General features: G+C 54.7%; 15 protein-coding genes. 9 read left to right on the top strand and 6 right to left on the bottom strand.

Features of this window, described 5'->3' with window-relative positions; all coding sequences use genetic code 11:
* Nucleotides 1-132: 132 nt before the first annotated feature.
* Nucleotides 133-3,234, top strand: coding sequence for a SusC/RagA family TonB-linked outer membrane protein (locus CLV58_RS05765; RefSeq protein ID WP_245882231.1), 3,102 nt, complete (start codon nucleotides 133-135; stop codon nucleotides 3,232-3,234).
* A gap of 284 nt (nucleotides 3,235-3,518) precedes the next feature.
* Entirely contained in the window at nucleotides 3,519-4,955 is a 1,437-nt protein-coding gene (locus tag CLV58_RS05770; protein WP_106136835.1) for a SusD/RagB family nutrient-binding outer membrane lipoprotein, read from the top strand.
* Between the two features lie 120 nt (nucleotides 4,956-5,075).
* On the opposite strand, the gene CLV58_RS05775 is transcribed toward CLV58_RS05770, so the two are convergent.
* From CLV58_RS05775 to CLV58_RS05785, 3 genes are all read right to left on the bottom strand, one after another.
* Entirely contained in the window at nucleotides 5,076-6,740 is a 1,665-nt protein-coding gene (locus CLV58_RS05775; protein ID WP_106136836.1) for a hypothetical protein, read from the bottom strand.
* A gap of 166 nt (nucleotides 6,741-6,906) precedes the next feature.
* Nucleotides 6,907-7,401 carry an NADH-quinone oxidoreductase subunit C gene (locus CLV58_RS05780; protein WP_106136837.1) on the bottom strand — a complete coding sequence of 165 codons (495 nt, stop codon included), beginning with the start codon at nucleotides 7,399-7,401 and terminating at the stop codon, nucleotides 6,907-6,909.
* A 105-nt stretch (nucleotides 7,402-7,506) separates the two neighbouring features.
* On the bottom strand, nucleotides 7,507-9,468 hold the full coding sequence (locus tag CLV58_RS05785) for a M1 family metallopeptidase (protein WP_106136838.1): 1,962 nt from the start codon (nucleotides 9,466-9,468) through the stop codon (nucleotides 7,507-7,509).
* A gap of 333 nt (nucleotides 9,469-9,801) precedes the next feature.
* Here CLV58_RS05785 and eno point away from each other — a divergent pair, with 333 nt between their 5' ends.
* From eno to CLV58_RS05815, 6 genes are all read left to right on the top strand, one after another.
* Complete coding sequence (gene eno / locus CLV58_RS05790) at nucleotides 9,802-11,082, top strand: phosphopyruvate hydratase (protein WP_106136839.1); 1,281 nt, start codon at nucleotides 9,802-9,804, stop codon at nucleotides 11,080-11,082.
* A gap of 97 nt (nucleotides 11,083-11,179) precedes the next feature.
* Nucleotides 11,180-11,491, top strand: a complete 312-nt coding sequence (locus tag CLV58_RS05795; RefSeq protein ID WP_106136840.1) for an FtsB family cell division protein — start codon at nucleotides 11,180-11,182, stop codon at nucleotides 11,489-11,491.
* A 21-nt stretch (nucleotides 11,492-11,512) separates the two neighbouring features.
* Nucleotides 11,513-12,004 (top strand): low molecular weight protein-tyrosine-phosphatase, encoded by a 492-nt coding sequence (locus CLV58_RS05800; protein ID WP_106136841.1) that lies wholly within the window; start codon nucleotides 11,513-11,515, stop codon nucleotides 12,002-12,004.
* A 69-nt stretch (nucleotides 12,005-12,073) separates the two neighbouring features.
* Nucleotides 12,074-13,651: a 2,3-bisphosphoglycerate-independent phosphoglycerate mutase gene (gene gpmI, locus CLV58_RS05805; RefSeq protein ID WP_106136842.1), complete on the top strand. Its 1,578-nt coding sequence runs from the start codon at nucleotides 12,074-12,076 to the stop codon at nucleotides 13,649-13,651.
* A 3-nt stretch (nucleotides 13,652-13,654) separates the two neighbouring features.
* Nucleotides 13,655-14,074 carry an element excision factor XisH family protein gene (locus tag CLV58_RS05810; protein WP_106136843.1) on the top strand — a complete coding sequence of 140 codons (420 nt, stop codon included), beginning with the start codon at nucleotides 13,655-13,657 and terminating at the stop codon, nucleotides 14,072-14,074.
* Nucleotides 14,075-14,103: 29 nt separating this feature from the next.
* Nucleotides 14,104-14,394, top strand: coding sequence for a XisI protein (locus tag CLV58_RS05815; protein ID WP_245882232.1), 291 nt, complete (start codon nucleotides 14,104-14,106; stop codon nucleotides 14,392-14,394).
* A 75-nt stretch (nucleotides 14,395-14,469) separates the two neighbouring features.
* Here CLV58_RS05815 and odhB read toward each other — a convergent pair whose 3' ends face one another.
* From odhB to mce, 3 genes are all read right to left on the bottom strand, one after another.
* Nucleotides 14,470-16,071: a 2-oxoglutarate dehydrogenase complex dihydrolipoyllysine-residue succinyltransferase gene (gene odhB, locus CLV58_RS05820; protein WP_106136845.1), complete on the bottom strand. Its 1,602-nt coding sequence runs from the start codon at nucleotides 16,069-16,071 to the stop codon at nucleotides 14,470-14,472.
* Nucleotides 16,072-16,162: 91 nt separating this feature from the next.
* Entirely contained in the window at nucleotides 16,163-18,934 is a 2,772-nt protein-coding gene (locus CLV58_RS05825; RefSeq protein ID WP_106136846.1) for a 2-oxoglutarate dehydrogenase E1 component, read from the bottom strand.
* A gap of 190 nt (nucleotides 18,935-19,124) precedes the next feature.
* On the bottom strand, nucleotides 19,125-19,532 hold the full coding sequence (gene mce, locus CLV58_RS05830) for a methylmalonyl-CoA epimerase (protein WP_106136847.1): 408 nt from the start codon (nucleotides 19,530-19,532) through the stop codon (nucleotides 19,125-19,127).
* Between the two features lie 79 nt (nucleotides 19,533-19,611).
* Between mce and CLV58_RS05835 the strand changes: the two genes are divergently transcribed.
* Entirely contained in the window at nucleotides 19,612-19,938 is a 327-nt protein-coding gene (locus CLV58_RS05835) for a HesB/IscA family protein (RefSeq protein ID WP_106136848.1), read from the top strand.
* Nucleotides 19,939-20,160 lie beyond the last annotated feature (222 nt).

The raw sequence follows: 20,160 nt of genomic DNA on the forward strand, positions 1-20,160 counted from the left end.
TAACAATTTTTAATTCCGATAAATTAGCAAAATACAATCTATACTATTTTCAGAATTTGACTAATCCTGACTATGAAGCATTGCTTTACGACCCGACGGTGGGGACTGTTTTTTCTATGTTGGCTACTCTGTTTGTCAATCAGTTGGGCCCAGACAGCCCGGACAGTTACGGGCCGGGTAATCGCCAAATCCGACGGTAAAGGACTACCCGGTGCCAACGTACTTGTGAAAGGTAAGACGGTGGGTGCCGTAACCGACGCCGATGGGGCATTCACGCTCAGTGCCGAACCGAATGTCACGCTGACGGTGTCGTACATCGGCTTTCTAACCCAGGAGTTTGTGCTGGGGAATGAGTCGCAAATTACCATTACCCTGGCCGACGATGCCTCACAATTGCAGGAGGTCGTGGTAACCGCCCTGGGTATCGCCCGCGACAAGAAAGCACTGGGCTATAGCTTGCAGGAAATCAAAGGGTCTGAAATTACGCAGGCCCGCCCCACCAACCTCGTCAACGCCCTGTCGGGCAAGATCGCGGGCGTACAGGTAACGGCGACCAATGGTATTCCCGGTGCCTCGTCGCGGATACTGATTCGGGGGGCGAACTCGATTGGCGGCAATAACCAGCCACTGTTCGTTGTCGACGGGATTCCCATCGACAATGGCAGCTACAACGTTACCCCCGGCTCGACCTCGAATACCAACAACGTGACGACCGATTACGGCAACGGTGCCTCCTCGATCAACCCCGACGACATCGACAACATTTCGGTGCTGAAGGGGGCCAACGCGGCTGCGCTCTACGGATCGCGGGCGGCCAATGGCGTTATTCTGATTACGACGAAGCGGGGATCTGCCAGTAAGAACATTGGTGTAACGGTAAATACCAACACGACTTTCGACAGCCCGCTACGGCTACCCGATTTTCAGAACGAATACGGTCAGGGACTGAAAGGACAGTTTTCGTACGTCGACGGTATGGGCGGTGGCGTCAACGATGGCGTCGATGAAAGCTGGGGTCCACGGCTCGACGGCCGGCTGATTCCGCAATACAACTCACCCATTGTCAACGGTGTCCGGACGGCTACTCCCTGGATTGCCCGACCCGACAACGTCAAAAACTTCTACGACACCGGCGTTACGACGACCAACAGCATCGGCCTGACGGGCGGTAGCGACAAAGGCGATTTCCGCATTGCCTACACCAATCTGTACCAGAAGGGTATGCTGCCGAACACAAACTACAAACGGCAGAATATCTCACTGAACGCAGGCTGGAATTTCACGCCGAAGCTGAACGTCCGAACAAGCGTCAACTACATCAAAGACGGTTCCGACAACCGACAGAACCTCAACCTGTACTGGATCTGGTTTGGTCGGCAGGTCGATCTGGCAGACCTGAAAGCCAATCCCGTGGTAGAAGGCACCGATCCGTCACAGTGGCCACAGCAACGCAACTGGAACTACAACTACTGGAACAACCCGGCCTACGCGCTGAACTACTTCAAATACGGCAACGAAAAAGATCGGATCATTGGCAATATCACGGCCACCTATAAACTGACCGACTGGCTGACGCTGACAGGTCGTACAGGGACCGACTTCTCCAACGACCGGCGGATCACCAAACGGGCCAAGGGTGTCGGGCTACCAAACGGCGATTACACCGAAGACATCGTGTACGTACGCGAAACAAACAGCGACTTCCTGCTGACAGCCGACAAACGGTACGCTGATTTTCACGTCGTTGCGTCGGTAGGTGGTAACCTGCGTCGGAGCGTTTCGCAGCGCGACTATATGTATGCGTCGGAGCTGACGATCCCGAACCTGTACAACATCGGCAATGCCAAGTCGCGCCCAACCGTGTTCAACCGCCTGACCGACAAACGGGTCAACAGCCTGTACGGATCGGCCTCGCTTTCGTTCCGCGATTACTTATTCCTCGACCTGACTGCCCGTAACGACTGGTCGAGCACACTGCCCGCCAACAACCGCTCGTACTTCTATCCGTCCGTATCGGCCAGCGCCATCCTGACGGACATGCTTAACGTGCGCTCTAACGTACTGACCTACGCCAAGCTGCGTGGTGGGTATGCCATGGTGGGTAACGACACCGATCCGTACAACCTAATGCAGGTGTACAGCAGCGAAACGGCCTGGGGCAACACGACGACGTTCTCCGAAAACAACCTGATTTACAACCAGAATCTGAAACCGGAGATCACGACGGCGGTAGAGTTTGGGCTGGAGTCGCGGCTGTTCAACAACGCGTTGCAGTTTGAATTCACCTATTACGACAAGAACACGAAAAACCAGATTCTGCTGGCCAACGTCGCGCAAAGCTCGGGCTATTACAACTCGGTCATCAACGCGGGCAGCATTCGCAACAGCGGTTTCGAGATCGAGCTGTCGGGGGCGGTACTTCGGCGGCCGGGTGGCTTCCGCTGGGACGTGGGCGTCAACTTCGCCCGCAACCGCTCGCTCGTCGTCGACCTCGGTGGGTTGTCGACCTATCAGATCAACACGGGCTCGCTGCTGCGGAACGTAATTCTGGAAGCACGGCCCGGCGACCCGTACGGCAACTTCTACGGCACTTACTACCGGCGCGATCCCAGCGGCAATCTGATCATCAACAGTCAGGGGTATCCGACTGCGGCTTCCGACCGGAAAGTCGTGGGCAACATCATGCCGAAATGGACGGGTGGTTTGCAGAACACATTTAGCTACAAATGGGTAACCGTCAGCTCGCTGATCGATGTACGCTGGGGTGGTAACGTATTCTCACAGGGTATCAACATCGGCCGTTACACAGGCGTACTGGCCGAAACGCTGCCTGGTCGGGAAGGCAATATCGTCGCGCCGGGCGTGACCGAAACTGCGAACGCCGACGGTACCTTCACCTACAAGCCCAACACGGTTGCTGTCGCCAGCGCCGACGACTATTACCACAACTTCTACAACCGTAACGTCAACGAGAATTACATCTTCGACGCCAGCTACGCCAAGCTACGCGAGGTTCGGATTGGCTTCGCGATTCCGCAGCGGTGGTTTGGCCGGACGCCGTTTCACAATGTCAATGTCTCGATCATCGGTCGGAACCTGGCGCTGCTCTACAAAAACATCCCGCACATCGACCCCGAAACCAGCTACTACGGCGACGGTAACGTACAGGGTTTCGAAAACGGCAATACCCCCTCGGCCCGCAGCATGGGCTTTAACCTGACATTCGGCCTTTGATTTTTTGATCTAAACACAGAGGTACTGAGGGTTTCACGGAGAATACAGAGAAATGACCTCCGTTTGCTCCGTGAAACCTCCGTTACTCCGTGTTTAAAACCCATCCCGTGGGCAGTGTCTGCACAGCCCACCTGCACCAAACGGCTGGCGCATAAACGGGCTGACGCGAGAGTGGCCTGTGGAGATACCGACCACGGAATTAACTCGAAAAATCAGTACAAGAAATAACCTCCGTTCGCTCCGTAAAACCTCCGTTCCTCCGTGTTTAAAACACACATACATCAATGAAGAAATCGCTCGTTCTCTCTTTTGCTCTTTCGCTCGGTCTGTTGACCGCCTGCGACAATAAATTCGACGAAGCCAACCTCAACCCTAACGATCCGACCAGTGTACCGGCCGAACGACTGATGCCACACGGCATCTACACAGCCGTCAATGGGGTAATCGGCACACTGGGGCTGGACGTGGGTAATGACTGGGCGCAACACACGGCCCGGATTCAGTACACGGAAATCGATCAGTTCAGCTTCACCAGCGACACACAGGACACGCCCTGGCGCAATCTGTACAATGAATCACTGGCTGATTTTCAGAAAATCATTGAGCTAGGCAAGGCGGGTGGTAACGAAAACTACCAGGCCATCGGGCTTATCATGCGGGCGTACACCTTTTCCATACTGACCGACGTGTACGGCGACATTCCGTACTCGGAAGCACTGAAAGGAACCACAGCGGGTATCGTCGCACCGAAGTTCGACATGCAGAAAGATGTCTACACAGGGCTGGTCGCTGACCTGAAAACGGCCAGTGACCTGATTAGCAGCAAATCCGTTTCGAGCGAAGGTGACATTCTGTTCGGAGCCAACATGACGAAGTGGAAGAAATTCGCCAACTCGCTGAGCCTTCGCCTGCTCAACCGGATGGTAGGCAAGTCGGGTCTGAGTATCGATCCGAAGTCGGAAATGACGCGTATTCTGAGCGATCCGACCAAATACCCGATTATGACCTCGAACGCCGACATCGCACAGCTTGTGTACCTGGCCCGTCCTAACAACAACCCGATCAACGAAAACCGCCGGACCCGCGACGACCACCGCGTCAGCGCGACGATGATGGACAAGCTCGTCAGCCTGAGCGACCCTCGATTGGCCATCTACGCCAGCAAAGCCGCCGACACGGGCGAATACAAGGGTGTACCCAACGGTCTGTCGAACTCGGAAGCCAGCGCACTCGGCCTGAGCAAAACGTCTAAAATCGGAACGTACTTCGTGCAGGAAACTACCCCCGGCGTGCTGATGAGTTATGCGGAACTAAACTTCATCAAGGCCGAAGCCGCACTCAACGGCGTTACGGCAGCGGGCGATGCGGCAGCGGCTTATCAGGAAGGCATTAAGGCTTCCATGAGTTATTACGGACTAACGACCCCAGCCAGCTACCTGACGGCGACAACACTCAAAACCGGCAGTGACGCGCGGGTACAGGTGCTTGAACAAAAATGGATTGCCTTGTTTGGTCAGGGTATCGAAGCCTGGACGGAATACCGCCGGACGGGCATTCCGGCGCTGGTAGTACCAACGATTAACTACAACAACAACGCAATCCCGACCCGCCTGCCCTACCCGTCGACGGAAGAGAATCTCAACAACGCCAACTACAAGACAGCGTTGACCCAGATGGGCGGTGCCAACACCATGCAAACCAAGCTCTGGTGGGCGAAGTAAGCTTACGGTATTCTGTTTACGGTATACGGTTCACAGTTTTCGGTATACTTTTCACGGCGGCCTGTCGCACGGTAGCCGCCGTAAACTGAAAACTGAAAACTGAAAACCGTATACCGAATACTATAAACCCTTATCTATCGCCTTGCGGGCTTCGTCCAGATCGGCGGGTAAGGGAGCGTTGCGCTTGATGATCTTACCGGTTCGATTGATGATCGTTGCGCTTGGCAAGTCGTCGTACCGGAGCCGACCGGCGATATCATCGAGTTGCGAACTGCTGAGTAGCAGGTGGTCGCCTACCAGTTTATCGCGGGCAGCGGCTTCCACCCACACAGGCTGCTCGTCGGAGGTTAGCATCGGCAGGTAGACGATGGTCAGATCACGGGCGTCGTAGGTATTGCGCAGCCGCTGCGCATCGAGTGACGCCTGCCGACCGGCTTCGCTCTCGTTGGACGTGAACAGAACATAGACCACCTTACCCCGGTTGGCGTTGATGACATTGTCGAACAGCGCAGACCCCGTCGTCCGGCCCGACTTATCGCGCGTGACGAATACACCAGAAGCCACTTCCAGTTCGGTTGTGGCTTCTCCGCTTTTATCCAGCGTGGCGATAGCCTGTGTCATGACGACACTGTCTTTGACCTCCAGCCTGTACAGTTCATCCAGTGACTCGCCCAGTTGCCGGTTGATCAGTTGTGGGCGGGCATATCCATACAGCAGCTTATCCTGTGACAGCGTCAGAATCGGAAACGAATTGACCAGCCAGAACGCCGTCATGTATTCGCGTCGGTCGTCGTCGTATTGCTTGCGGCTTTCCTGAATCAGAAACTCATAGTTGACCAGCGACTGAATGACCTCGTTGTTGCGCCGGACCAGGTCGGTCAGGAAACGCAGATCGGCGTTGCGGGCTGCGTTGGTTTCGGCAAACTCCTGCAACCGTGCCTTTTCCGTATCGGTCAGGTTTTTACCGTAGCGCAGGATCAAGCCCGATAACTTGTTCACCGCCAACCCCCGCTGGGCCTGTTGCGATGCTTTGCTAACGATCTGTCGGTTGGCGAAGGTCGCGAAACGGTTCATCGCCTGCGTACGCGACGCCGTCAGAATTATGCCGTTTGTCAGACTGATCGAATCGCTCAAGGCGGTGGGCTGCCGCTGATCCTCCCCCACAATCAATCGGTCGTACAGAAAACTGGCGGCTGCGTACCGGTTGTCGGCTTCAATCCAGCGAGCGAGTAGCGGATAAGGCTTCTCTTTCGCAGCAAACGCCCGAAACGTTTTCTGAAACGCCTGGTTCAGCAGCACAAACGACGTATTGGTGACAGCACCGCTGATGTCATTCGACAATTTTTTCGCATCTGGTTTGTCGGGATAACTGGCTTCAAACGCTTTATAGCGGGCATACTGCTGATTGACCTGCGCATTGACGCCCCCAAACCGGAACGGCACCGCGACGGTAAACAGCGAGTCGGCGTTTAGGTCGATCGTCAGCGTACCGGGCGCGGCCAGAAAGGCCGTCGAAATACGACCATAGTTGAAGTATAATTCCTCCTGCGTGTAGATCAGCGGAATACTTACCCGAAACGTACCGTCGACGTTTAGCGGGGCGGGTTTGATCAGTTCCCGACTGGCTTGCAGGATATTGTTTCGCCCGATCAGCACCGTCGGCGCTTCGCGGTACAGCCGGGCCGACAGGTTTCGAATACGCCCGCTGACCACTACCGAATCGACCTGCGCAAATCCAGTCGACGATAGCACCAGCGTGTAAAGTAATGTAGTAAAGAAACGCATAGAATCAGTGTACGGTAGTCTGTTGTCAGTATACGGTTTTCGGTATTCAGTTTTTGGTATACGGGTTTGCCATCGGGCAATGTCCCGCCGTCGCGTGGATTTCGGAGTGACAAACCGAAACCTGTAAACCGAATACCCTAAACCGTATATCGAATACCGAAAACCCTTATTTTGTTTGAATGCCGTGGTACTGCGTTTCTTCCTCGTAATCGCGACGCAGCGGGTGCCCTACCCAGTCGGCAGGTAACAGGATTCGGCGCAGGTCGGGATGACCGTCGAACTGGATGCCGACCAGATCGTAGGCTTCCCGCTCGTGCCAGTCGGCGGTACGCCATAGCTGCGCCACACTTGGCACGACGGGTAGCTTCCCGCCCGCCGGGCTGCGTGACACGCTAACCTTCAGCATCAGGTCGTGCCCATACGGAATCGAGGTCAGGTTGTACACCACGTCCATCGTATCCACCGTCGGTCCGTTGTCGATCGCCGTTACGCAGGCCAGCAGATCGAAGAACAGGCGCTCATCATCACGCAGAAATTGACAGACCGCAACCAATTGGTCAACCGGAACTGTCAGGAATGGCTGAATGGCCTGCTCATTAGCCGTCACGATGTCAGGGCCAAACTGGGCAGCGAGTAGTGTATGAATGTCAGAAAAGGTCATAAAGTCGGCAGTGTCAGGTATAAACCTTTTAGGTTTGGTGGTATGGTTAAAACCTGGACCCGCAAAGGTACGGCGGTTTCGCCCCTTTGTCCCCACGTCAGTACGTTACGCCAGCCAGGCCAGCCACTGCATCCAGTTTTCAACCCAGAACAAGAAACGAGTCGCAACGCTACCAGCTGGTGCCGAGGAAGGCGACAGTGTCAGGCTATTGTTGTTAAAGTCGATGTCCATGTAGATTTTCTGGTCGGGATCGACTCTCGCCCACAACACCCGGCCGGGCAGGGTAAACGTGCGCTGCCGATCTTTTCCGTCCCAGTACAGCCGCTGTTCGCGTGGTTTATCGGCGGTACCACCGTCCAGCCGCACCAGAATGTCCACCGGCATCTGTCCGTCGAAGTTGCGCTGTACCGTTACTTCACTGAACGGACGTCCCTCCCGCCGTTTGTTCCGAATTGATTCGAGCTGATAGTCAACGACCTGATCGCCGTACAGCGCCTGTGCGAAGAACCAGTTCATGTCCACCCCATATTTCTGCCCCAGTCGCTTCGGCACAATTTCGTTGACAATGTCGATGAAATTCTGCGCATTGGGGTGCCGGAACTGCCAGCGGGCAAAGTACGTCTGCATAATTTCATCCGTCACTGACCGGCCAACCAGCCCTTCCAGCGTACGCAGCCAGGTTGCGGTTTTCGAATACGTCAGCACACCATACTCCCCAGCCGGCAGTTGCCAGGTATTGCCAAACGACGACCCAAGGGCCGGATTCTCTCGGTGCGCGTACTGACTGCGCGACAGTTCCAGATCACCCATGCGCAGGCCCAGCAGATCGGCTACCGACGTTTTGGGTCCGTAGGTCTCGTCCATGATGCGCCCTTCGAAATACTGGTTGAAGCCTTCGTCCAGCCAAGCTTCTTCGGCTTCGTTACTGGCCAGCAATTGCATAAAATACTGGTGACCAAACTCATGCACCGTTACGATTTCCGGTATCCGTAGTCCGGCGGGTGTTCCCCAGCTCGTTCCCGCCGTGATAAACGTCGGGTATTCCATTCCCCCCGACCCACTGGCATGCGTCGGCGGATCGACAATGGTCAGATTAGGAAACGGATAGCGACCGACGTGCTTGTCGAAGTACGTCATGGCGGCCTTCACCGCGTCGAGATGGCGCTTCGCCTGCACCAGATGTTCGGGCTGCATCAACAGCTCGATACTGACCGACCCGCCACCGGGCCGTTTCCAGCTGTCGTTGATAACCTGAAAATGCGGGGACGCCGTCCAGGCAAAGTCGACTACATCCTCGGCATGGTAGCGTACGGTTTTACGGTTTCCGGACAGCATTTTTTCACCGACAAACAAGCCTGTTGCGCTTACCCAGTAGTCTTTGGGCGCTGTGATGTTGACGTCGTACACACCGTAGTCGGCATAAAATTCCGAGTCGGCGTGAAACTGATGACAATTCCACTGATTCGTCGTGGCGTAGCGCGTACCAGCCGGCTCATATACCCCAATTTTCGGAAACCATTGTCCGACCAGGTAATAGTCACGGCTGTAGCCGGTCCGGGCGAAGATCTTGGGCAGTTTAGCCAGAAACGCGATGTTCAGCGTAATCGTCTGCCCCGGCCCGACGGGTCTGGTAAGCGGTACCCGGACAACCGTGCGGTCATCCCGATTATCGTCGTCGGGCTGAATAAATTCATACACCAGCGGTTCCCCGGATGCCGTTTTCATCGACTGTATGTCGATAAATCCGTACGGACTTTCACTGGCATTCTTGTCGATTCGGTCGCCCCGCAGCTGCCCCCCCGACTCCCGCATAAACGTCGACTGATCGTTCCGAAAGGCGTTGAGGTACAGGTGAAACCGCAACTCACTAACCGGCGCGTTCGACGGATTACGCCAGGTCAGCGTTTCGCGACCGGTCAGTCTACGCGTTTTGGTATCGAGCGACACATCGATCTGGTAATTCGCCAGGCGCGGGCTAAGCGGCTTCGGAAAAATCGGAAGCTGCGGCCTGGCCATTGTCTGACCAAACAGACCGGCAACGAGTAAACTAATAATCAGTCGAGTCATAGGAAGAATGTCGTGTAGCCCAGACGTCCACGTCTGGTGGGCGCGCTAGCGACCAATAAAGCTGCCGCCTTGATCAGTTGGCCTGACGGCCACCCGGACGTGGACCCGCGCCGGCGGACCGGTCCAGGCTACACAGTTCAAGCTACACCAAATATCGCGAAAGCCCCCTGTTTTGCAACTACGGCGGTTGTGTCTGCTTTTACCGGCTCAGGTCCTGAACTTTTGCCCCGTATTTCGTTACTTTGCCCCGACGTTGCCAGACAAGGTACTGTTCTGACAGTCAAGGTTGATAAAATTGACTTTTTTGTCGTTAACCCTTCTTACTAAGTTGCAATGAGTACAATCCAAAGCATTCATGCCCGTCAGATTCTGGATTCGCGCGGCAATCCCACGGTTGAGGTAGATGTACGCACCGAAAACGGCTTTCTGGGCCGTGCGGCCGTTCCATCGGGCGCATCGACCGGTACCCACGAAGCGGTTGAGCTGCGCGACGACGATCCGAAAGTATATGTCGGCAAAGGTGTGCTGAAAGCGGTTTCGAATGTCAACGACCTGATTTATCCCGAACTGGTTGGTATCTCGGCGTTCGATCAGTCGCTGATCGACAAGACGATGTTGGCCCTGGATGGTACGCCAAACAAAGGTCGGCTGGGTGCCAACGCTATCTTGGGCGTTTCGCTGGCCGTAGCCAAAGCAGCTGCGCAGGAAGCCGGTCTGCCCCTGTATCGGTATATCGGTGGTGTTAACGCCAACACGTTGCCCGTACCGATGATGAACATCCTGAACGGGGGGTCACACGCCGACAACTCGATTGACTTCCAGGAGTTCATGGTTATGCCAGCCAATGCACCGAGTTTCTCGGAAGCACTGCGTTGGGGTACGGAAATCTTCCACACGCTGAAGAAAGTGCTGAAAGGCATGGGCCTAGCGACCAACGTCGGTGACGAAGGTGGTTTTGCGCCGAATATCAAGTCGAACGAAGAAGCTATCCAGACCATCCTGCAGGCGATCGAGAAAGCCGGTTACCGGCCGGGCGAAGACGTCTGGATCGCGATGGATGCCGCCAGCTCGGAGTTCTACAACGCCGAAGAAGGTGTGTACCATTTCAAAAAATCGACGGGCGACAAGCTGACTTCGTCGGAAATGGCGGGTTACTGGAAGGAGTGGGTAAACAAATACCCCATCCTGTCGATCGAAGACGGTATGGCCGAAGACGACTGGAACGGCTGGAAAATGCACACCGACGAGCTGAAAGGTACCAAAACCCAGCTGGTTGGCGACGATCTGTTCGTGACGAACGTGACACGCCTACAGGAAGGTATCGACAAGGGTATCGCCAATTCGATCCTGATCAAGGTTAACCAGATCGGTTCGCTGACCGAAACCATCGACACGGTAAGCCTGGCCAAGCGCAACAGCTACAAAAACATCATGTCGCACCGTTCGGGCGAAACCGAAGACGCTACCATCGCCGACCTCGCCGTTGCTCTCAACACGGGGCAGATCAAAACGGGTTCGGCATCGCGCTCTGACCGGATGGCGAAATACAACCAACTGCTTCGCATCGAGGAAGAACTGGGCGACATCGCTTACTTCCCCGGATTGAAGATGTAATTTCGGGTTACGGTATTCGGTTTACGGTTTTCAGCGAGGCCACGCGCCAGCCAAACACCGTAAACCGAATACCGTAAACTATAGCCCTTTCTTAGCCATGCTCCAGAAAATTCCGCCGTTCTTCCGAAATTTTTACGTGGCTACTTTTCTCGTCCTGATGGTCTGGATGGCTTTTTTCGACGCCAACAGCTTTATGGTTCAGGTACGCAACCGGTCAAAACTAAGCGACCTGCAACGGGAAATCGATTACTACGCTGCCCAGATCGACACCATCCGTGCCAATCGACACGAAGTCCTCGGCAGCGATAGACTCCGCGAGAAATACGCCCGCGAGAAGTACCTGATGAAGAAACCCACCGAAGACGTGTTCGTGGTGGTCGATTCGCTGAACAAACCCCTTGAGCCATAAGCTGATCAGATCGGTTTTTTCATGATACGCGTTCTGTTCGTTTGTCTGGGCAACATCTGCCGATCCCCCATTGCGGAAGGTATCTTTCGCCGACTGGTCGACGAAGCCGGATTGAGTGGCCAGATCGAGTGTGACTCGGCTGGTACATCGGCTTACCACATTGGTCAGCTTCCCGACCTGCGTACCCGCCAAAACGCTCTTGAACACGGCCTGACACTTACGCACCGCTCCCGGCGCATGACCGGCGACGACCTGGCGCTGTTCGATTACTTTGTCGCGATGGACGAGCAGAATCTTGACGCCATCGAGAAATTGAACTACCGCAGCACGGGCCTTCACACGATAGATACCATTTTCCTGCTCCGTGAATTCGACCCGGCTGTCAGCGATCAACCCAGCGTTCCCGACCCGTATTACGAAGGACCCGACGCGTTCGAAGACGTCTACCAGATCGTCGAACGGTGTTGTCAGCAGCTACTAGTTTACATAAAGAGCGAAAGAGTGAAAGAGTGAAAGAGCGCCGATCCGATTTGACCGCTCTTTCACTCTTTCGCTCTTTCATTCTTTCACTCTTTAAATTCTATGAACAAAAAAGTCATTCTGATCATTCTCGACGGCTGGGGCATCCCGATCAATCCAGCGGTGTCGGCTATCGAAGCGGCTCATACGCCGTTTATCAACTCGCTTTACGGAAAATACCCGCACAGCACGCTCGAAGCATCGGGACTGGCGGTGGGCCTTCCGGCCGGACAGATGGGTAATTCCGAAGTAGGCCACATGAACCTCGGCGCAGGTCGCATCGTCTACCAGGATCTGGTAAAAATCAACAAAGCCGTTGACGAACATACGCTTGACAATGAGCCGGTTCTAACCGACGCACTGAACTTCGCTAAAGCCAACGGTAAGAAAGTACACTTTATCGGACTGGTATCGGATGGTGGCGTCCACGCGCACATCAACCACCTGAAAGGACTACTGTCGATTGCGCACGCGCATCAGTTAAACGACGTGTTTGTGCATGCTTTTACGGACGGCCGCGATACCGACCCGAAAGGGGGCGTCGATTACCTTTCCGAACTGCAGCAACACATGGCGCAGACAACCGGTCAAATCGCCAGTGTCGTTGGTCGTTACTACGCCATGGACCGCGACAACCGCTGGGAGCGCGTAAAGGTCGCGTATGACGCGATGGTGAATGGTATCGGTCAACCAATTTCGGCGGACGGTGTCATCAGTGCGCTACAGGCCTCGTACGATGCTGACGTGACCGATGAGTTCATCAAACCACTTATCGTATCGAACGCGCAGGGCTCACCGGTCGCGGTAATCGAAGAGGGCGATGTAGTGCTGTGCTTCAACTTCCGCACCGACCGGGGCCGCGAAATCACGCAGGCGCTGACACAGAAAGATTTCCCGGATCAGGGCATGCACAAGCTGAACCTGAACTACATCACGATGACGAAATACGACGACGAGTTCGTAGGTGTGAACGTCATTTTTGAAAAAGATAATCTGGCTAACACGCTGGGTGAAGTACTAGCGGGCGCAGGCAAAACACAGATCCGGATTGCCGAAACAGAGAAATATCCGCACGTAACGTTCTTCTTTTCAGGCGGTCGCGAAGAGCCGTTTACGGGGGAGAAACGCCTACTGTGCCCGTCGCCGAAAGAAATGACGGTCTACGATGCTCTGGGCAACGCGACGGTCATCCCGATCAAGACGTACGATCAGAAGCCGGAAATGTCCGCCTTCGACATTCGCGATACCATCATTCCCGAGCTGGAAAGCGAAGAAACAGACTTTATCTGCCTGAACTTCGCCAACACCGACATGGTGGGCCACACCGGTGTATTTGAAGCCGTTGTGAAAGCAGCCGAAACCGCCGACGCCTGTGCGAAAGCCGTTACAGAAGCCGCGCTCGCTCATGGCTACACAACGATCATCATCGCCGACCACGGTAATGCCGAGTTTATGCTCAACGAAGATGGCTCACCAAACACGGCTCACACGACGAACCTCGTACCGTGCATCCTGGTCGACAAAGATTACCACCCGGCCCTGAACGACGGAAAGCTTGCCGACATCGCGCCTACGATTCTGGAACTGCTTGGTGTTCCCAAGCCACCCATCATGGCGGGTGAAAGTTTGCTTAAAGCCTAGACAATGTCGGCAAGGGATCCGTACCATGCTCTGGTCGTAAATGCGCTAGAGAAAGATGGTTGGCGGATTACCGATGATCCGCTTTATCTGAAGTATGGCGACCGCAAACTGTATGTTGATCTAGGGGCACAAAGCGACACGGTAGGCGCTGAACGTGAAAATCATAAGATTGCCGTTGAGATAAAAAGCTTCCTTAGTGTTTCTCCTGTTGCTGATATGGAAAGTGCTGCGGGCCAATATGCATTGTACAAACGCATATTGGCCCTGCAACAGCCAGACAGGGCAATCTATTTAGCCATACCCGAACGCGCTTACGTCAACCTATTCCAGAGTGAATTTGGCGAGCTGGTCCGTGATACGTTTTCTATCAGTTTGCTTATTTTTGATGAGGAACACGGAAGAATCGTTCAATGGATACCATAAGCCACTACAGACAGCTAGTTCAACATCAGTTGGAGGAATATGCGACTTATTCGGCAGGTAGTCAGATCCGAGACGAAGTCATTTTCGATTCCGACCGCGATCGTTATATGTTGGTCAGTATGGGCTGGGAAGGTTTGAAGCACATTGTTCAGCCCATCATCCGAATTGATATAATTAACGACAAGGTCTGGGTGCAGGAAGACACAACGGATCGGTCCGTCACAGATGCGCTCGTAGCAGCCGGTATACCGAAGCAGGATATCGTACTGGGATTCCATCCGAAACACCTGCGCCAGCATACAGGATACGCAGTATCCTGATTGGGCTAAGTCAAAATAAAGCAGGGCCGTTCTCGATCGAGAGCGGCCCTGCTTTATTTTGTTCTATTGATCAAATTACATCTCCAGTAACAGACGAGCGGGATCTTCGAGAATCTGCTTGACGCGCACCAGGAAGCTAACCGACTCTTTACCGTCGATAATGCGGTGATCGTACGACAGCGCTACGTACATGATCGGCCGAATAACGATTTCACCGTTGACGACGACGGGCCGCTCAACAATGTTGTGCATGCCGAGAATAGCCGACTGTGGCGCGTTGATGATCGGTGTCGACAGCATCGACCCGAACGTGCCACCGTTGGTGATCGTAAACGTACCACCGGTCATCTGGTCGATCGTCAGCTTGTTGTCGCGTGCCAGGCCTGCCAGCCGAACGATTTCTTTTTCGATGCCGGCAAAGCTCATCTGCTCAGCGTTGCGAATAACCGGAACGACCAGTCCACGTTCCGTCGATACGGCGATCGAGATGTCGCAGAAATCGTTGAAAACGATATTGTCACCGTCGATTTGCGCGTTGACGGCCGGGAATTCTTTCAGCGCAGCACAAACCGCCTTGGCGAAGAACGACATAAAGCCGAGACCCACGCCGTGCTTTTCCTTGAACTTATCTTTATACTTGTTGCGCAGGTCCATGACCGGCTTCATGTCGACTTCGTTGAACGTCGTCAGCATGGCCGTTTCGTTCTTCACCGACACCAGTCTGCGGGCAATTGTCCGGCGCAGCGACGTCATTCGCTCGGTACGCTGGTTACGCGCTCCGGCGGGGGCTGGCGCTGCGGGTTGCGGAGCCGGTGCGGGTTTGGCAGCCGGAGCAGCTGGCTTGGCGGCCGGTGCTTCGGTAGCGGGTTGCGCTTTCACTGCATCTTCCTTCGTGATTCGTCCACCAACACCACTCCCCTGAACCGATTGGACCGACACGCCCTTTTCGTCCAGAATCTTGGCCGCTGCGGGCGACGGGTGGTTGGCCGCATAACCATTCTGATTCGTTGCAGCCGGCTGTTGTGCTGGCTCAGCAACCGGGCTACCGGTTGCGGGAGTTGCTGCGGGCTTGGCAGCACCGGCGTTCGTTTCGATTTTAGCGATCAGCGCACCGATAGGTAGCGTAGCACCAGCTTCGGCTACGATACGAAGCGTACCGGCGGCTTCGGCGGGTAGTTCGAACGTTGCTTTGTCGGATTCCAGTTCGCAAAGCACTTCGTCCAGCGCAACCTGATCACCATCTTTTTTGCTCCACGAAGCAATGGTCACTTCCGTAACCGACTCACCAACGGCGGGCACCTTCATTTCGATCACATCGCCAGCCGATGACGGCGCGGGAGCGGCTGCTTCGGCTGGGGCCGGAGCCGCTTCTGCTTTCGGTTCGGGCGTTGGTTCTTCTTTCTTTTCAGCAGGAGCTGCGGGGGCAGCAGCGGGCGCGCTACCGTTGCCGTCGATGCTGCAAATGCTGGCACCGATGGGCAATACGTCGCCTTCCTGCGCCAGAATGTGCAGAACACCGTCTGCTTCGGCATTCAGTTCGAAGGTGGCTTTGTCGGATTCAAGTCCGCAAATCACTTCGTCCATCTTCACCGTATCCCCTTCCTTTTTGTACCAGGTACCAACGGTTACTTCGGTAATCGATTCCCCGACGGGGGGGATTTTCATCTCAACAGCCATTTTTTGTATGGTTTTCGGTTGTGGGTTTACGGTTTACGGTTCTGTCGGCAGCAAACCTAACCGAAAACCGTAAACCATACACCGTAAACCGTTATTCAAATGCGCGCCGAACGATATCGGCCTGTTCCTGACTATGTACTTTTGGGTAACCACTAGCGGGCGACGCTGACGCTTTCCGCGCAATTACGGGCAACACCATACCTACGCGCAGCAGGTACGTCCAGTAACCCATGTTCTCAGGCTCTTCCTGTACCCAGAATACCTTCGCGTCGGTATACTTAGCCAGTTCGGCATCGATCTGCGTTTTCGGCAGCGGAGCCAGTTGTTCCACCCGAATAACCGCAACATCGTCACGCTGATCGGCCTGCTGCTTTTCGAGCAGGTCGTAGTAAACCTTACCCGTGCAAAGCAATACACGCTTCACTTTTGCCGCATCCACGTAGCTGTCACCCAGCACTTCCTGGAACGAACCGCTCGTTAGGTCTTCCAGTGGCGACACCACTTTCGGGTGACGAAGCAGCGACTTGGGCGACATGATTACCAGCGGCTTGCGGAACTGCCATGCCAGTTGCCGACGCATGATGTGGAACAGGTTGGCAGGGGTCGTAATGTTAGCCACTACCATGTTGTACTCCGCATAGAGTTGCAGGTAGCGCTCCGGACGGGCATTCGAGTGCTCGGGTCCCTGCCCTTCGTAGCCGTGCGGCAGCAGCATTGTCAACCCGTTCTGGATACCCCATTTCGACTCAGCGGCCGAAATAAACTGGTCGATGATGATCTGCGCACCGTTCGAGAAATCACCGAACTGCGCTTCCCAGATCACCAGCGCATGGGGGTTGGCCATGGCATAGCCGTATTCAAAACCCAGCACGCCGTACTCCGACAGCAGTGAGTTAAAAATCTGAAGTTTGGTTTGGCCTTCGGCAATGTGATCGAGCGACGAGTAGGTAGCGTTGCTGTCGGCATCGTGCAGGACGGCATGCCGGTGTGAGAACGTACCCCGTTGTACATCCTGACCACTCAACCGAACGATTTTGTTCTCCAGCAGCAGCGAACCATAGGCCAGCAATTCAGCCGTACCCCAGTTTACCATCTTGCTGTCGGTCAGCATCGTCTGCCGGTCTTTCAGCAGCTTGTCGATCTGCTTAAGCGGCTTGAAGCCTTCGGGTACTATCGTCAGTGCTTTACCGATTTTGGCAAGCGTTTCGGCGGGAACCCCCGTTTCGGGCGATTTCTCAAAATCAGCCGATTCAGCATACCGCAGTTCAGCCCAGTCGAGGTCGAGCCGCAGGGGTTTGTACGGAATCTCCGCTTTCTGTTTCACCCGATCGAGCCGCTCCTGTAGTTGCTGCTTGAACTCGGTGTCCATCCGTTTCGCCAGTTCGGCATCCACGTCACCCCGCTCGATCAGCGTTTTGTTATACAGCTCGCGTGGGTTTTCGTGCTTATCGATAATTCCGTACATCGTCGGCTGCGTGAACTTCGGCTCGTCGGACTCATTGTGTCCGTAGCGCCGGTAGCAGACCATGTCGATAAACACGTCGCGCTTGAATTTCTCGCGGAATTCAACGGCCAGTTTGGCGCAGAAAATTACCGCTTCCGGATCGTCTCCGTTAACGTGGAAGATCGGCGCGTCGATGATCTTGGCAACGTCTGAACAGTAAATCGACGAACGGGCATCGTCGAAGTCAGTCGTGAAACCAACCTGGTTGTTGATGACGAAATGGACGGTACCGCCGGTCGTGTAACCCGCAAGTTTGGCCATCTGCGTCACTTCGTAGACTACCCCCTGTCCCGCCACAGCGGCATCGCCGTGGATCAGAATGGGCATGATCCGGGTAAAATCACCGTTGTATTCCTCGTCGGCCTGCGCACGGACAAAGCCTTCCACGACCGGATCGACCGTTTCCAGGTGCGACGGGTTCGGCGCCAGCTTCACGCTGATTTCCTTACCGCCCGGTGTCCGCAACAAACTCGAATAGCCAAGGTGGTATTTTACGTCGCCATCACCATAGGCATGCTGTGGCACGTTGCCTTCGAAACCATCGAAAATCGCTTCGTACGATTTCCCCATGATGTTCGACAGCACGTTGAGCCGTCCCCGGTGTGCCATCCCGATCATCACTTCTTCGACACCCAGTTCGGCCGCCTGACTGATGATCGTATCGAGTGCGGGAATCGTCGACTCCCCCCCTTCGAGCGAAAACCGCTTCTGCCCCAGGTATTTCGTCGCCAGGAAGTTTTCGAAAACGGTGGCTTCGTTCAGTTTCTCCAGAATGCGCTTCTTTTCCTCGATAGCCGGGCTGAATTCCAGCGCTTCTTTCTCGATTTTATTACGCAGCCAGTTTTTCACGTCCATCTCGCGGATGTACATGTACTCGAATCCGATATTACCGGCGTAAATCTTGCGCAACGACTCCATAATCGTCCGCAGAGTGGCGGGTCCGATACCGAGTAATTTTCCCGAATCAAACACCGTGTCGAGATCGGCGTCGGAAAGGGCATAATCGGGCAGGTCAACGCGGGGCTGGCGGTCTTTACGCGCTTTAAGCGGGTTGGTTTTCGCCAGCAGGTGCCCCCGCGACCGGTAGGCTTTGATCAGACTGGCCACCGACACTTCTTTTTCGGCATGGGTCGCATCCACCGGCTTGGCTGCGGCAGCAGTACCAGCTGATGCAGAGCCGTTTACAGCGGCTCCGTTCGTTTTACCGTTGGGTTTGTCGGCATAAGTTGAGGAGAAGTCGAATCCTTTGAAAAACTGCTGCCAGCTTTCATCGACCGACTGCGGGTCTTTTTTGTAAGACTGATATAGCTGATCGATGTAGGCTACATCAGAATTGGCAATATATGAATACTGATCCATGACGGTGGCGCGTCGTTGTTTTGATCGGCAAAGGTAGCGTATCGTTCAGATACTTAACCGCAAAATTTATGGATTTTATCCTATACTGTACCGCTGTCGACGCGCCTGTAAGCATAACCCGCTCCTGTGCCATTTAGTTGACTTTCCATTGGTTTGCACGCAGCATCGTCAGGGGCGGCTTCGCGGGGCGTCAGTTGCGTATTTCCTGACAAAGCTCAATCAAGACGCCATGGGTCGTTTTAGGGTGTACAAAACAAACCAGCTTGTTGTCGGCACCGGGTTTGGGCTGCTCATTGAGTAAGATAAACCCTTCGTTTCGCAGCCGTTCCATTTCCGTCTGAATATCATCGACTTCAATGGCGATGTGGTGTACGCCCTCCCCGCGCTTTTCTAGAAAACGTGCAATTGCACTGTCCGGGTTTGTCGCTTCCAGCAGTTCGAGTTTGGTCTGGTTGACGCGAAAAAAAGACGTCGTTACCCCCTCCGATTCAACCGTTTCCTGCTTGTACGGGGGGACGTTCAGCAGCCGGGTGTACAACGCGTTGGCCTGCGCCAGATCACGGACAGCGATGCCGATGTGTTCGATGTTGGTAAGCATAGCGGGTAAGAACTTTTCTGATTAGGGGTAAGTTAAGGAAGTAACGACTAATTCGCCGTCGGCAGACGCACAATCCACCATGGTTACGGTTTCAGACATAGCAAAAGACAAGATTATCGAACTGCGCCAGAAAGAAGGCTATACCGACAATTATTCGATTCGGGTGGCGGTGCAGGGTGGCGGTTGTTCAGGACTGATGTACGACCTGCAATTCGATACGGCGCAACAGCCTACCGACCACGTCGTTGAAGACAAAGGCATCAAGATTCTGGTCGACCGGAAGAGCCTGCTGTATCTGGCGGGTACCGAACTCGACTTTTCTGATGGGCTCAACGGTAAAGGTTTCCAATTCAAGAACCCCAACGCGAGCCGCACCTGCGGCTGTGGCGAAAGCTTCGCGGTATAGCTCAAGCGCATAAGCAAACAGCATCCTAGCGTTTGAGATAAAAAAAGCACCGTTTGTAGACGGTGCTTTTTTTATTGTGCATGAATTAGTAACTCGTTAGGTACTGCGCCGGCTCATCGATTACAATGGGACCACATGCCTTGCGGGTACATGCTTGTACGAAGCCGGGGTGCCGGGCGATCGTCAGCAGTCATAACATCGGCACCGCTGGGTACTCGCACA

The organism is Spirosoma oryzae (assembly GCF_003002825.1).
Taxonomy (GTDB): domain Bacteria; phylum Bacteroidota; class Bacteroidia; order Cytophagales; family Spirosomataceae; genus Spirosoma; species Spirosoma oryzae.